This window comes from Methylomonas methanica (assembly GCF_001644035.1).
GTDB lineage: Bacteria > Pseudomonadota > Gammaproteobacteria > Methylococcales > Methylomonadaceae > Methylomonas > Methylomonas methanica_A.
This window is the reverse complement of the sequence record NZ_LUUG01000093.1, coordinates 16,994-30,343: the sequence shown is the minus strand read 5'-3', so window position 1 is coordinate 30,343 and position 13,350 is coordinate 16,994. Positions and strand designations below refer to the sequence as shown.

The 13,350-nt window shown below is 50.1% G+C and carries 14 protein-coding genes; 3 read left to right on the top strand and 11 right to left on the bottom strand.

The features are described from left to right. Window positions 1–173 precede the first annotated feature (173 nt). Window positions 174–1,418 (bottom strand): HlyC/CorC family transporter, encoded by a 1,245-nt coding sequence (locus A1332_RS16965; protein WP_064009626.1) that lies wholly within the window; start codon window positions 1,416–1,418, stop codon window positions 174–176. A gap of 228 nt (window positions 1,419–1,646) precedes the next feature. Between A1332_RS16965 and A1332_RS16960 the strand changes: the two genes are divergently transcribed. The 3 genes from A1332_RS16960 to A1332_RS24945 all read left to right on the top strand — a co-directional run bounded on the left by A1332_RS16960 (window position 1,647) and on the right by A1332_RS24945 (window position 4,826). Then, window positions 1,647–3,056: a sigma-54 dependent transcriptional regulator gene (locus A1332_RS16960; RefSeq protein ID WP_064009625.1), complete on the top strand. Its 1,410-nt coding sequence runs from the start codon at window positions 1,647–1,649 to the stop codon at window positions 3,054–3,056. 19 nt (window positions 3,057–3,075) lie between these two features. Next, window positions 3,076–4,296, top strand: a complete 1,221-nt coding sequence (locus tag A1332_RS16955) for a M20 aminoacylase family protein (protein ID WP_064009624.1) — start codon at window positions 3,076–3,078, stop codon at window positions 4,294–4,296. A gap of 320 nt (window positions 4,297–4,616) precedes the next feature. Beyond that, window positions 4,617–4,826: a hypothetical protein gene (locus A1332_RS24945; protein ID WP_082879748.1), complete on the top strand. Its 210-nt coding sequence runs from the start codon at window positions 4,617–4,619 to the stop codon at window positions 4,824–4,826. An 85-nt stretch (window positions 4,827–4,911) separates the two neighbouring features. Here the strand turns inward: A1332_RS24945 and A1332_RS16950 are convergent, their stop codons facing one another. From A1332_RS16950 to gspG, 10 genes are read right to left on the bottom strand one after another with little or no spacing between them, the layout of a single operon-like run. Then, window positions 4,912–5,658 carry an MgtC/SapB family protein gene (locus A1332_RS16950; protein WP_064009623.1) on the bottom strand — a complete coding sequence of 249 codons (747 nt, stop codon included), beginning with the start codon at window positions 5,656–5,658 and terminating at the stop codon, window positions 4,912–4,914. A gap of 46 nt (window positions 5,659–5,704) precedes the next feature. Beyond that, entirely contained in the window at window positions 5,705–7,975 is a 2,271-nt protein-coding gene (gene gspD / locus A1332_RS16945) for a type II secretion system secretin GspD (protein WP_064009622.1), read from the bottom strand. Beyond that, entirely contained in the window at window positions 7,965–8,582 is a 618-nt protein-coding gene (locus tag A1332_RS16940) for a hypothetical protein (protein ID WP_064009621.1), read from the bottom strand. Before A1332_RS16940 ends, gspD begins: the two co-directional genes overlap by 11 nt. Next, a complete protein-coding gene (gene gspM / locus A1332_RS16935; RefSeq protein ID WP_064009620.1) occupies window positions 8,579–9,157 on the bottom strand; it encodes a type II secretion system protein GspM in 579 nt (192 codons plus the stop codon). The genes A1332_RS16940 and gspM overlap by 4 nt, the downstream gene beginning before the upstream one ends. After that, window positions 9,154–10,326 carry a PilN domain-containing protein gene (locus tag A1332_RS16930; protein ID WP_064009619.1) on the bottom strand — a complete coding sequence of 391 codons (1,173 nt, stop codon included), beginning with the start codon at window positions 10,324–10,326 and terminating at the stop codon, window positions 9,154–9,156. The genes gspM and A1332_RS16930 overlap by 4 nt, the downstream gene beginning before the upstream one ends. Beyond that, window positions 10,304–11,284 (bottom strand): general secretion pathway protein GspK, encoded by a 981-nt coding sequence (locus A1332_RS16925; RefSeq protein WP_064009618.1) that lies wholly within the window; start codon window positions 11,282–11,284, stop codon window positions 10,304–10,306. Before A1332_RS16925 ends, A1332_RS16930 begins: the two co-directional genes overlap by 23 nt. After that, window positions 11,277–11,987 (bottom strand): prepilin-type N-terminal cleavage/methylation domain-containing protein, encoded by a 711-nt coding sequence (locus A1332_RS16920; RefSeq protein WP_064009617.1) that lies wholly within the window; start codon window positions 11,985–11,987, stop codon window positions 11,277–11,279. The genes A1332_RS16925 and A1332_RS16920 overlap by 8 nt, the downstream gene beginning before the upstream one ends. Continuing rightward, window positions 11,987–12,406, bottom strand: a complete 420-nt coding sequence (locus A1332_RS16915; RefSeq protein WP_064009616.1) for a type IV pilus modification PilV family protein — start codon at window positions 12,404–12,406, stop codon at window positions 11,987–11,989. Before A1332_RS16915 ends, A1332_RS16920 begins: the two co-directional genes overlap by 1 nt. Beyond that, window positions 12,393–12,860: a GspH/FimT family protein gene (locus A1332_RS16910; protein WP_064009615.1), complete on the bottom strand. Its 468-nt coding sequence runs from the start codon at window positions 12,858–12,860 to the stop codon at window positions 12,393–12,395. Before A1332_RS16910 ends, A1332_RS16915 begins: the two co-directional genes overlap by 14 nt. Continuing rightward, window positions 12,861–13,286 carry a type II secretion system major pseudopilin GspG gene (gspG, locus tag A1332_RS16905; RefSeq protein ID WP_064009614.1) on the bottom strand — a complete coding sequence of 142 codons (426 nt, stop codon included), beginning with the start codon at window positions 13,284–13,286 and terminating at the stop codon, window positions 12,861–12,863. It lies immediately after the preceding gene. Between the last annotated feature and the right edge of the window lie 64 nt (window positions 13,287–13,350).

Below are 13,350 nucleotides of genomic sequence, written 5' to 3'. Positions count from 1 at the left end.
CTCAAATGCAGCCTGCGACAATATGCCACATTTGAATTTGAAATTTTCGCAACTATCATTAGCCTAGCTTTTTCGTTCGGTTTGATAGTTAAAAGTTGCGTTATATTTCTTCCTATTGCTTCCAAGGCGGTTATTAAAATAACCGCCTTTTTTTTGCCTAAAATAAATTTTGATTAGCGTTTGGGATTGAATTTAATCAGCTTGATTGCGTTTTCATCGCGCTTAATTATTTCAATGATGTGCCCATGTAACTTGACGCTGGTGCCCGGTTCCGGAATGGTTTCCATATATTCGATCACCAGGCCATTCAAGGTTTTCGGCCCTTCGGTGGGTAAATCCCAATGCGTGATGCGGTTGAGTTCGCGGATGGTTACGCCGGCATCCACCAGATAACTACCGTCTTTTTGCATTTTTATATCGGGTTCTTCCGAGACCAATTCACCGACAATCTCTTGCAATAAGTCGTCGAGTGTCACCAATCCTTGCACGTCGCCATATTCGTCCACAACTAAGCCGATGCGTAATTTTTCGGCCTTAAAGATTTGCATTTGTTTATGAATCGAGGTGCTGGCCGGTATGAAGAAAGGCTTGGATAGGCTATTGGTGATATTGTGTTTGTCAAAATCAGGGTCACTAATTTGTGCCAAAATCGTACGTAAATGTAGAAAACCTATCACCCGGTCTATATTTTTTTTGTATACCGGTAGGCGAGTATGCGGACTATTTTGTAGTTGTTCGATAATATCTTCAACCGATTCTTCCAGATCAATGCCGACAATTTCGTTGCGATGGGTCATGATGTCGGTAACGCTGGCAGATTCCAGATCTAAAATACTCAACAGCATATTTTGATAGCGCGTCGGCAAATGATTGGCATCCGAAACGATACTTTTTAACTCGTCTTTATTAAGCGATTCGATAGCCGTATTACTCGTGCTTTTAATGCCGAATGGCCATAATAACAGGCTGGATATAGAGTTAATCACCCATACCAAGGGATAAAATATTTTTAATAATGGAATGTAAATCCAGGAGGACAGTAGCGCCAGTAACTCAGGCTTGAGTGCGCCCAAGGTTTTTGGAGTCACTTCGGAAAATACCAGCATGCCGAAAGTCAGCAGGCCAATAGCTGGGGCTATAGCGTTGTCTCCGCTAACGCGGATGGCGATCAAAGTTGTTAAGGACGATGCCAGGATATTGACAAAATTGTTGCCCAGCAGAATAAGGCCTAGCAAACGGTCCGGCCTTTTCAGGAGTTGATGGGCTTTAATAGCGCCCTTATGATTTTTTTTCACCAAATGCTGCAACCGATAACGGTTCAGCGTCATCAGGGCGGTTTCAGAGCCGGAAAAAAAAGCTGAAATGATCAGTAGGGCTGCCAGTATACCGAACAGTATACTCAAGGATATTTCGTTCAAGGCAACAGGGCTCTTGGCTGTTAAACATTGAGCTAGTTTCTATGTTGTGGAAAATTTGTCAAGCCGCAAAATTGGATTGCTGATTAGTCAATCGATGTAAACAACATGAACTAAACTATGCAATAGATTGAAATGGGGCCATTTTGACAATAACCGGATTCGATGCTTAACTTAAAATCAGCAACACCCTTCCGCCTTAAAATAACGTAGTTTGCAGAGATTATACGCATGGCTTTGCCAGAAATTTTGCTCATTGATGACAACACCCACCGCAGTCAGCAAGTGGAAGGTATACTCCGGTTTCTGGAATATCGGGTGGAGACGGTTGCCAGTAGCGATTTCGAAGCGCTGCTCAGAGAGCACGGCGGTTTCGATGCGGTATTTGTCGGCTGCGGCGGCGACAAGCAAGCCAGCTTGATCAAAACGGTCACCGAAAGTGTTGGCGATATACCGGTGGTGTTGCTGGTGGACGCGGGTGGGCCGCAAGTGGTTAGCGCCATTCAACAAATGGCCAACAAAACCTTGGAGTGGCCGACTGTTTACCCACAATTGATTCAATTACTGGACAGCTTGCCGCAGCCCGCTCAAGCAACTAAAAAATCGCTACCGGATAAGGGTCTGGCGGGTAAAAGCAAAGCCATTCAAAAAACCCGCGCCCAAATTGATCAAGTCGCCAAATCCGACGCCACAGTGTTGATATTGGGTGAATCCGGTACGGGTAAGGAAGTGGTGGCGCAAGCGCTACATCGTGCTTCCTCGCGCAGAGACAGGCCGTTCGTGCCGGTCAATTGCGGCGCCATTCCGGGCGAACTGCTGGAAAGCGAATTATTCGGTCACGAGAAGGGCGCATTCACCGGCGCCTTGACTTCGCGGCAAGGTCGTTTTGAAATGGCGGAAGGCGGTACGCTGTTTTTGGATGAAATTGGCGACATGCCGATGCCGATGCAGGTTAAGTTGTTAAGAGTGTTGCAGGAACGCACCTTCGAGCGGGTCGGTAGCAATAAAACCATCCATTGCGATGTGCGTATTATTGCTGCGACGCATCGTCACTTGGAACAGGAAATCGCCGAAAAGCGCTTTCGTGAAGATTTATTTTACCGTCTGAACGTGTTTCCGATCGAAGTGCCTGCCTTGCGGGAAAGAGCGGAAGACATTCCTTATTTAATCAACGATTTGGTGGCGCGCATGGAAGCCGCCAACAGGGGAACCGTCAGTTTATTGCCACGTGCAATCGCCACCTTGATGCAGCATAGTTGGCCCGGTAACGTCCGAGAGCTGTCTAATTTGATCGAGCGTTTAGCTATCATTAGTCCGGATGCTAGTGTCGATGTCGGCGATTTGCCGGAAAAATTTCAGGCTTATGAGGTGCCGGAAGGCGTGCAGATTTCACTGCCGGAGCAAGATATTCACATCGTGCGTCCGGCCGAGAGGGAGGCTCTGGCGATGCCGACACCTGGTGCGGCAGTACATTTACCGGAACAAGGTATCGATCTTAAGGAATATTTGACCGATCTCGAAAACGAATTGATACGTCAGGCTCTGGAAGAATGCAATGGTGTTGTCGCTCATGCTGCCAAACTGCTGAATATGCGCAGAACCACTCTTGTGGAAAAGCTGCGCAAAACCGATGCGGCTTAGACCGCCTAATGACTCCACAATGAATACAATCGATGCTGAATCGTCGCCAGCCGTTCTGATACCGGAAATTGTCGCCAATATTGCCGGTATCCGCGAATTGCGCCGCGATATACACGCCCACCCGGAGTTGTGCTTCGAAGAAGTGCGTACCGCCGAGCTGGTCGCGGCAAAGTTGACTGAATGGGGGATTCCTATTCATCGCGGCTTGGGTAAAACCGGCGTAGTGGGAATTATCAAAGCAGGGAGTTCCGATAAGGCTATCGGCTTGCGTGCTGATATGGACGCCTTACCTATGCACGAGACCAACAGCTTTGCGCATGCATCACGGTACCCAGGCAAAATGCATGGCTGTGGGCATGACGGTCATACCGCCATGCTCTTGGCTGCGGCGCAATATTTGGCAATCCAGCGTCATTTTGACGGTACCGTCTATCTGATATTTCAACCGGCGGAAGAGGGCGGTGGCGGCGCCGATGAGATGATCAAGGACGGCCTGTTCGAATTGTTTCCGATGCAGGCGGTTTACGGCATGCATAATTGGCCTGAATTGCCGGCCGGACAATTTGCCGTCAGTCCTGGACCGGTGATGGCATCCTTGAATACCTTTAGCATCGTCATCCGCGGCAAGGGCTGTCATGCGGCATTGCCGCATTTAGGATTGGACCCGGTGCCGGTGGCGGCGCAAATGATTATGGCGTTTCAAACAATCTTGACTCGCAGCGCCAATCCTCTGGATAACGGCTTGATTTCAGTAACCATGGTGCACGCGGGTGAGGCAACCAATATCATCGCCGATACCTGCAAACTGGCGGGCACGGTACGCACATTCTCCAATCAACTGCTGGATTTGATCGAAACCCGTATGCGGGAGGTAGCCCGGCATATTTGCCTGGCACACGGGATGGAATGTGATTTTGAATTTAAGCGTAGCTATCCGCCGACGGTTAATCATGGTCAGGCTGTTGCCGTGTCCCGCAGCGTAATGACCCGTATGGTCGGCGAGCGGCGTGTTCTGGAGCAAAAGCCCACGATGGGTGCCGAAGATTTTGCGTTTATGCTGCAAAAATTACCCGGCAGCTATTGCTTCATCGGCAACGGCTCCGGCGATCATCGCAGTAAAGGTCATGGCGCCGGTCCTTGTACCCTGCATAACACCAGTTACGATTTTAACGATGATATTTTGCCCTTGGGGGCGACGTATTGGGTGAGATTGGTGGAAGCTTGTATGGCCGTTGAGTAATCCCCTGCATAAAACTCTGGCGGGTTTAGCTGAAATGCCAGTTTTGTGACAACTCTGACAGTTTTTGCGACAAATTTGCCATGTCGGTTCGCAATTCAAAGACAGTCATAACTGGGGGAAGTTGTTTCGAGTTCCCCGCGAAAGCGTTAACCCAGGAAAAGATAAGGTCTGCTTTTCCTGCGACACAGTGATAACGGGCTTTCGAGGTCTTTGGCCTGTTTACCGGGCGTATTCAGGCTAATGCACATCAGGCACAGTAATCGTTGGCTTGGATTATGCTGCTTAAAAGTTGGGTTTAACCAACAAATTAGGTGGATGTCATGAACACGTCAAGCAATGAAAACACACAACTTAGTCAAACACGTACCCTGTTCTTTGAAACGCTGAGTCAGCAGTTTATTGCGCTAACCGGTTGTGGAGTTTATGTCTATCTTAACCCGGTTGATATCAATGGATTATTCAACGAATATTTAAGCGATACCCTATCGATTAATACTTTTGCCAGGCAATGCGTCAAAAACGTTATGTAATTGTTCCGGGCAATTGAATCAATTAAACGGCTTTGGAAGTAGGGGCATGTTATTAATTCCCTGCTTCCTAACAGTTTCACTAAGGCTAGTTTCTCGCAAAAGCGACTTGGTAGCCGCTAATAAATTCGCAGCGTTCCAGGCTATCAGCAATGGCAGGTATCGATATTTTATGATTGCCAGTCGCAATAAAAACCAAGTGCCATTCTTCTTGCCCATTCTCGCTGATTACGCTGATCGATCCTTCGGCCAAGCGATAGCCTGAAGCTTTAGCCAAATCGTCTATATCGGTCTGGTTGGATCTATAACCCTTATGAAAGCGCAAAACCACCGACACTGCGTGACGAGAAGGCAAGGCTGCTTCAATTTGTCCGCCCCATATCATGGTTGCCGACGCGATTAAAGCCAACACAATGGCCGCAAAATAAAACCCGGCGCCGCATAAAATACCGATGGCCGAAGACGCCCAAATCGATGCGGCGGTGGTCAGGCCGCTGATGTTCAGACCTTCCTTCATGATCACGCCGGCACCCAAGAAACCGATACCCGTCACGATGCCCTGAATGACACGAGTGGGGTCGGCGGTAGCCGTGAGCGGCAATAAGCCGCCAAACCAGAACTGCGGATAACCGACGATAACCGTTACCGCCGCGGAAGCCATGCACACCAGTCCATAGGTACGCATGCCGGCGGCCCGGCCGTGATAGGAACGTTCGTAGCCCACCACCATGCCCAAAAACAGCGCACCGACGATATTCATCAGAATCACTACGCTGGCTTCCAATTGGGCAATCGACCAAAACGAAATCAGCCTGTCCGGCGAGATTGGATTCATGTTTTACCGTCCGGTTTTTTGGCGGATAAGGGCTACAGACTTGAGCCTATTGCACCGTTTCCACATCAACATTGATTTCGATAGGCTTTTGATAATAGATGCCCGATAGTTTCCGTTTGAATTCTTCTGTGATCTCTTTGGCATCCTGGCGACTTTTCATAACACGAGGAGTGATTAAAACCACTAGTTCTTTTTTATTGTTGTTACGCGTAGTGCTTCCGAATAGTGGGCCGATCAACGGTAACTCATGGAGCAAAGGCACACCTCCTCGATTGTAAGTATTTTTGTCATCTATTAGGCCTCCCAGTACTATTGTTTCTCCGCTTTGAACGGCAACGCTGGTTTCTATCTCCCTTTTCTGAATTGTGGGTGAGTCAATATCTTTACTAGTGTCAGTAGTTTTTGCCTCATTTACACTTTGAAGAATGTCCATTAATACCAATCCACCCGAATTCACTCTTGGCCTTACAGAAAGATTTACGCCGGTATCGATCATTTGAATTGAGCTTGTTTGCACAATTCCATTATTGGTATTGCCGCTTAAATTACTTGAGACTGAAGATCGAATCGGCACTGAGTCGCCGATCTTGATAGTGGCTTCTTGATTGTTAAGCACCATTAAAGAAGGTGAAGAAATTACGTTGAAGTTATTATTTGTGGCACTGGCATTTAGTATGGCCTGGATATCTTTTGAGCCACTGCTAAACGCATACGAAAATCCGCCAGTTGATACCGCTGATGCGGCGTCTTTAGTGAAATCAATCAGGTTCAGGCCTTGATTTGCCCCGCCACCGTTTATTTGGTTTATTCCTGCGTTGTTATGACTAAAATACCACTGAATACCATACTTAAGCTCATCGACTAGTGATACTTCAACAATAGTTGCATCAATCAAAACCTGTAAAGGCAGCACATCCAGTTGTTTTAGTACGCGTTCGATCACAGCGTACTCCTGGGCGGTCGCCACAACGATTAGGGCGTTATTGCCTTCATCGGCGATGATTTTCACATTCGGCATGTCGTTGTTATTGTTGCTGCCCGAACTGCTGCTTAAGCTGCCGCCGAGTGCGCCGCTACCGCTGCTGTTTTTGTCTTTAGTTCGGTCGCTAAGCGTTCTATCGCTCATCGAATCCTGCTGCCGATTCGCGCCGCCCGCACTGCTACTCGATGAACTGTCGGACTTTTTATTGGTGGCCGATAATGATTTGCGGCCGGAAGCGATGGAAGCCTTGCTGGATTTACCGGAACCGCCGCTACCGAAAATATTGCTTAAGGTATCGGCCAAATCCGTAGCGCTGACATGTTGCGCTCGGTAGACATTCACGCCGCCGGCTGCCGCTGTGTTGATGCGGTCCAGCCGAAATACCCAGTTTTCAATATCCTTCAAGTAGCTGGCTTGATGAGTGACGGCTAATACCGCGTTGAGTCTTTCTATCTCGATAAACCGGAAAAAGCTGGCTTCGTCGTCTTTGGATTTTTTAGTGTTGAAGATTTGTTCCAGCTCTTCAATGATTTTGCCGGCGCTGACGTTTGCCGGGGTGAACAACGCAAAGGAACGGCCTTTCAATATATCGACGTCAAAGGTATTGACAACATCCAGTGCCCTGGAGATATCCGCGCCGGAACCGGCGATCAATATCAGATTGCGGTTCGGATCGACGTGTAGCAACGACTTTTCCGGCAATAGCGGTTTCAATATGTCCGCCAGTTCCGAGGCCGCGACATTTTTTACCGGAATTACCCGCACTTGATAACCGTTGGGCATTTTGGCGCCGGACAGAGAGCTGATTGAGCTGCTGTACAAGGCTTCGTTGGAAGGCTTGATTAAATACATGCCGGCTTGCTCTGTGAGCGCGGCATTATTCAAGCTCAGCAGCATATCCAGCGTTGGGATCAGTTCGTCCTTGTTTAACGGTTTGGAGGTTTGCAAGGTGACCTTGCCGACCACTTGCGGACTGATGGTGTAGTTCCGGCCCAGAATGTCGCTGAGTATCACTTTAGCCACTTCGCCCAGATCGGCGTCATCGAAGTTCAAACTGTATTCGCCCTTGCCGCTACTTTTGCCGCCGCTATGGTGGCTGGCTTGTGGGGCGATACTCGCTTCGCCGCTAGGGTACATTTCGACTTTGGTGATTCTATTTTCGGCGTTTTTATTGACATCGTTAGCCAGCTCCGGAATCAACAATGTGTCTTCTTGAGCCGGTTTGTTATCGACAAGGGCCAGTTTTTCATGCAATTGCGGGCCGATAAATTCACAGCCGGTCATGGACAGCGCCAACGCCAACATTGGAGGAATGTTGATTTTTTTAGTTGTCATTGATGTTCTCGGGATTTTCATTGGGTACTGGTTCTATAGGTTTGGCAACGGCGTTGGGCTGCGGCAGTCTGGGTGGTACTGGCGGCTTGCCGGGCACGGGAGGCTTGACTTGCGCACGCGGCTTTCTCAATACCACCGATTTTTCCTGGCCGGCTTGCTGAAGCAGAACACGGTCGGCCTGTATTTGCTTCAACAGCCAACCGGATATGCTTTGTTCTGCGGTAATTTTTAAAAACTTCTTGGCTTCGTTGCGTTTTCTGAACAAGGCGGTCGGCTTGTTGTCTTTGTCGTAAACGCCGATTAATTCCCAATCGTCGATTTGTCCGGAATCTTGGGTTTGCAAGTTATCGGTTGGACTGGTTTCGGCGATAGGCTTTCGGCCTTCGACAAACAAAGGTCTATCGACAATATCGCTGTACGTTTCCGCAGAGCCGCTACTATCGGCGATATTGGGCAGTTGCTCGGCCGGGGAGTCGGTTTGCGGGCGCGGCTCAAGCAGCGTTTGCAATTGTTTTAAGGTAAATTGACTATAAGTCCATTCCGCCGCCAGCAGCAGGCTAAGCGCGCCGCAACTCACTAATTGCAATCTGATCAGCTTTTGATTCATGAGGTTTTGGCTCGCATAAAACTGATTACTTCAAAACTCACATTCAACTGCGAACTGGGATCCATTTTGTTAGTGCTGCGGTTGCGCGCGCCGCGTACCGGCGAAATGTCCAATTGATCCACCAGCAACAAGGGCATATTGGTATCCAGGCTGTGCAATACCGCGCGCAAGGCTTCGATGCTGCCGCTCATCCGCACTTTGACGGCGATCCGGACAAAGTCCTCTTCGGCCTTACCCGGTAAACCCTGCGTGCTGGTCAGTTGGCCGCCGGCTTCCGTTACCGCGGTTTTGACGATGTTTTGCAGCTCGGCCGAGGCTAGCGCTTCAGTATCGCTATCGCTCAGATAGCCTTGCTGCTGGTATTGCTGATTTAATGATTCCAGGTTTTGTGCAACGCTGTCGCGGCGGGCGACAATAGCTTGTTGACGTTGCAAACGAAACAGTAGGTCGTTTTTTTGCTCGCGATAATCCAGCCAACTGCTGAATAAAGGCAACAATACCAGAAATATTACGGTAAATAACACCAATCCCAGCAGTGATAGCGCCAGCCAGCGTTGATAACGCGCGTCATTCATTGCTCGGATTCTCCGTTTGCCTCAGGTTCAGATGGGTCTGGATCGCTAGCGGTCGTCGCATCGGTATCCGAACCGGGCTCAGCCGGTGGCGGGCTAACATCCATACTAATTTGAAAGCGCTCTCGCCCGGTGGCTTTATCCTGGGTCAATGGCGAGACGAAACTGACATTACTGAAAAATCCGGAACTTTCCAGCAAACCGATCAAGGAAGACGCAGCTGGTGATTGCCCCTGGATTTGCAGACGTTTGTCCGCAAATTGAAAATGCGTCAACCAGCTGTCATCTTTTAATAGGGTGCTTAGCTCGTTCAATACCGCAACCAGAGCGGGAGACTGGGTTTTGATGTCTATCAAACGCTGGGTTTGCTGGCGTAAGGCATCGATTTCATGCTGTTGTTCTTCTATCACCCGAGTTTCTTTTTCCAGCGTTTTGATGTGATTCTTCAATACATCGACCGCTTGGCCTTCCTGCCACACCGGCCAGATCAATACCGCCAAAAACAACAGCAACAGCAAGCCGTTCAGCAGCCAGTGCATGGCTTGGGCTAAGGCGTTGCCGCGCGGCCGGTAGCGTTCCGGGAGTAAATTGTAGGCAGGCGCATCGGCAGGGCAGACGGTGCTGGCATGGCCATAATCCACCCGTAGCGGTTGTATCCCTAAAGCCTGGAGTTTGCCTAGTTGTTCATCCAGCAAGGATTTGGGCGTAAATACCAGCAATACTTCAATTTGACCATGCTCGGTTTTGCCGAGCGGGATTGCGGCAAAATAGACCTGCTCGGCCTTGAACGGCGTATAACGGTCTAATTCAAAGCCGACGACTTGTTGCAGATTTTCTTGCGCGGCAGCGGGTAAATAGACGATCTTTTTTAGTGCCTGTGTATGGTCCAGGCGCAAGATACATTCGGCTTTTTCAAAGTCCGGATTTTGGGCTTTTAAGCTTTGATAACTGTCCGCGATGTTGCTGTCCAGCCGCCAGGTCATGGGGGTTTGCTGTTCGGTGTCGCGATAAAAATTGATTTGAAAATCCGCATCGGCGGCGCTGAATACGAGTGCGCCACTGCGGTCTGTGAGCAAGGATCTAAGACGATTCGGTACCAAAAACGCTAATTCTCGCCCCCACCACTGGAAGAAACGTTTCAGATCGAAATCAATGCTCGTTTGTAAATTCATCTTGAACGGTAATTAGCTGGGATTCCATTGCCGAGTCGAATAAGGCCAACACTTGCTGACCTTGCTTCCAATCCAGGATTTGGTAGGGCGCTTGGCTGGGGTCTTGGTTCTGGATTCTTACCACTGCTTCGATAGCGGCCGTCGCCTGATCTTCCAACAGGGTTTGCACCATAATAGTATACGTTTGCTCTTCATCCGCCAATGCCGGATCGGTCTGCTCGGTATTGTTATCATCCGCCGTAGCCGATTCAGACAAACGTTTATCCAAGTATACATCATGGATATTCTGTTCCTTGAGGCTGTCGCCAACCATTTGCAGCAACTCCGGCGGCGCGAGTCGCAAATTTAATTCCGCTTGTCCGGAATAAATGGTAATCCACGGTTGCAACTGCTCGAAAATATCGCTGTTGAAACCCAGTACTAGTTGTAACTCTTCCAGGGATTGAAAAGGTTGATTGCTGGGCTGATAAGCCAGTCCGGCCTGCCGATATTGTTTTTTCTCGGCGCCTTGCGGTCGTGGTTCATCGTCGGCATCCCGCCAATCCAGCAGGGCGTCCAGTAAGTTCAGCTGTAGTTTTTCATCGTCGCTTACCGAATGAATCAAGGCCTTTAGCAACGGTTCCTCGGCGGCGTTGATATCGACTTTGCCGGATTCGGCGAGAATTCTGATACGAATTTCGCTATCGTTGCCCGGTATCCGATAGATGCTGCCATCCGCGTGCCAGCGCTGGTCGGGATCGGCCTGTTGCAGCATGAATTGGGCAATGCTTAAACCGGTTTCCGCCAGGGCCTGCGCTTGGGCATTGTTTTTCAGCGCGCCGGCGACGCTGCTTTCCCGGCGCATACTCAGCGCAAAACTGCCGGCCATCAGGCTCAGCAACGTTAATATCCAAATCACGATCACCAGCGCCAGACCGCGTTGCCGAGTGACTGTCTGTGCACGAGGCATACTATTCATTGGCAATGCCGGGCTGGGATTGCTCGCCGAGCAGCGCTTCTGCATTCGGTTGACCGTTGATTTTTAATGCAAATATCATGTCCGGCCAAAAACTGTCGTCGTTTAGCGCGATGCTGATTTTTACCAGTTTGGGTAACTGACCGGTTGCTTGTCCCTGCCATTCGTCCAGCCAGCCGCTAGTGCCGTCACCGTTGTCAGTTGAGGAGCCGAAGTAGCTGATTTTGAGATGCCGTAAATTTTCCAATAACACGACCGGTTCGGCGTCGGCGGGTATCGTTTCGGTTTGCCGGTAAGGGGTCAATGCTACTTTAAGGGTAGACGGCTGCTGCGGGTCCAAGCCGACATGAAACACCTGTAAGCCCTTGCGTGCTGACGCGGCCGGCAGCGCAGAGACAAAACTGATGCTTTGCGGCAAGCCTGTAAAAGCCAGTTTCGGCACTTCTTGCGATCCCAGTTGTTGATCGTTCTGTTGTTGGTTGTCCTGGATGACGGGGAAGGGTTTGGTATTGCTCAAATGCCGTTTGAAGAATTGGTAAACCACAGCTTTTTTATTCACTTCGCTGATTTTGGCTTCGCCGCTGTTCCAGCTTTCCGCGGCAATCCGCAAACTGGCGAATAGCAAGACCACCATGATGCCCAGCAGGCTGATGGCTATCAGCATTTCGATCAGCGTAAATCCTTTTACGGGCGAACGGTTCAGCACTAGCCCGGACCTTTTTGCTGTAGCTTTAACGTATGCAATTCCACGGAACGCGGTTGTTCTGCCTCGCCCCAGGCAACTATTACGCGCACGGACATCAGTTCCGGCGCTGACTGTTGCAGATCCGGGTTCGTGTCTCTCAGGCTGGGACGCGCCAGCGATTGCGCCGAAGGGCTGACGATGATTTGCCAGTCGTATTTATCGCCTTCCGTACCCTGGCTTTCGCCGGCTGTCAGCTCGGATTCCACACCGGTGCGAGCCATCAGCGATTCGGCGATTTGTACCGCGATAGTGTATTCCTCGGAAATAACCGCATTGTTAACGCCGGTGCCGAAGATGCGCAGCAGCACGGTCAGCGCAATCGCCATAATGGAAAAGGCGACCAGAATTTCCAGCAGGGAAAAGCCTTTATGCCGCTGCATCGGAAATACTGACCTGGCCGGTAATCCAGTTCACGTCGATGCGACGCAGTTGATTGCCCCATTCCAACGTGATTCTGCCGCCGGTGGAGGAACCGTCGCCAAAGAAACGAATATGCCCTTGTTCGCCTTCGCTAAACTCTTCCTCCGCAACCACTAGCGACACGTCGATGTCTTCGGCAAACGGGTACGTTTTGTCGCGGTTGCTGATGCTGTAGCTATTGTCTTGCAAATCGATTGCCACGCTGACCGGCTTTTGCGTCATCAGGGCCTGGCCGTGGGCGTAACGCAGGGCCGAGGCCATATCCCTGGCCAGCGCGTGCAGCTTGGTACTGCGATTGCCGGAGCCGATATTGCTGCCGATTACCGCAAAAGCCAGCACGCTAATCAGCAGCACGATGATTAGCTCGATCAGGGTAAAGCCACGGACAGGTTTGGAGGCGGGCAGGGAAGTCATTTATTCCCAGCTGTTGATGTCCTGATCTTCGCCTTCGCCGCCTTCTTTTTCATCGGCGCCATAGCTGAACAAATCGAACTTGCCGTGCTGTCCGGGGAAGACGTAGTGATAATCCTGATTCCAAGGGTCTTGCGGAATCTTATCCTTGCGCAAGTAAGGGCCGTTCCAGCGTTTGGCCTCGGCGGGTCTTTCCACTAAGGCCGCCAAACCTTGTTGTGCCGTGGGATAACGGCCTTCGTCGAGTTTGTACATGTCCAGCGATGCCGCCAGATCCTCGATTTGCACCCTGGCGGCCTTGGTTTTGGAGGCGCCCATGTGTTTCATCACCTGCGGGCCGACAATCCCGGCCAGCATGGCGATAATGCCCAACACCACCAACAGTTCCAGTAAGGTAAAACCGCGGTGGCCGCGTAATGCGTGTTTCATGTTATTCACTCCTTCCTTTTTAAATTAAATATCTAGCGGGCAAATGCTTTGCTTTTACAGTCCT

What these genes read in the sequence shown, in the direction of transcription:
- A1332_RS16960 (WP_064009625.1), top strand. Translation starts at nt 1,647, where the DNA reads ATGGCTTTGCCAGAAATTTTGCTCATTGATGACAACACCCACCGCAGT.
- A1332_RS16955 (WP_064009624.1), top strand. Translation starts at nt 3,076, where the DNA reads ATGAATACAATCGATGCTGAATCGTCGCCAGCCGTTCTGATACCGGAA.
- A1332_RS24945 (WP_082879748.1), top strand. Translation starts at nt 4,617, where the DNA reads ATGAACACGTCAAGCAATGAAAACACACAACTTAGTCAAACACGTACC.
- A1332_RS16950 (WP_064009623.1), bottom strand. Translation starts at nt 5,658, where the DNA reads ATGAATCCAATCTCGCCGGACAGGCTGATTTCGTTTTGGTCGATTGCC.
- gspD (WP_064009622.1), bottom strand. Translation starts at nt 7,975, where the DNA reads ATGACAACTAAAAAAATCAACATTCCTCCAATGTTGGCGTTGGCGCTG.
- A1332_RS16940 (WP_064009621.1), bottom strand. Translation starts at nt 8,582, where the DNA reads ATGAATCAAAAGCTGATCAGATTGCAATTAGTGAGTTGCGGCGCGCTT.
- gspM (WP_064009620.1), bottom strand. Translation starts at nt 9,157, where the DNA reads ATGAATGACGCGCGTTATCAACGCTGGCTGGCGCTATCACTGCTGGGA.
- A1332_RS16930 (WP_064009619.1), bottom strand. Translation starts at nt 10,326, where the DNA reads ATGAATTTACAAACGAGCATTGATTTCGATCTGAAACGTTTCTTCCAG.
- A1332_RS16925 (WP_064009618.1), bottom strand. Translation starts at nt 11,284, where the DNA reads ATGAATAGTATGCCTCGTGCACAGACAGTCACTCGGCAACGCGGTCTG.
- A1332_RS16915 (WP_064009616.1), bottom strand. Translation starts at nt 12,406, where the DNA reads ATGCAGCGGCATAAAGGCTTTTCCCTGCTGGAAATTCTGGTCGCCTTT.
- A1332_RS16910 (WP_064009615.1), bottom strand. Translation starts at nt 12,860, where the DNA reads ATGACTTCCCTGCCCGCCTCCAAACCTGTCCGTGGCTTTACCCTGATC.
- gspG (WP_064009614.1), bottom strand. Translation starts at nt 13,286, where the DNA reads ATGAAACACGCATTACGCGGCCACCGCGGTTTTACCTTACTGGAACTG.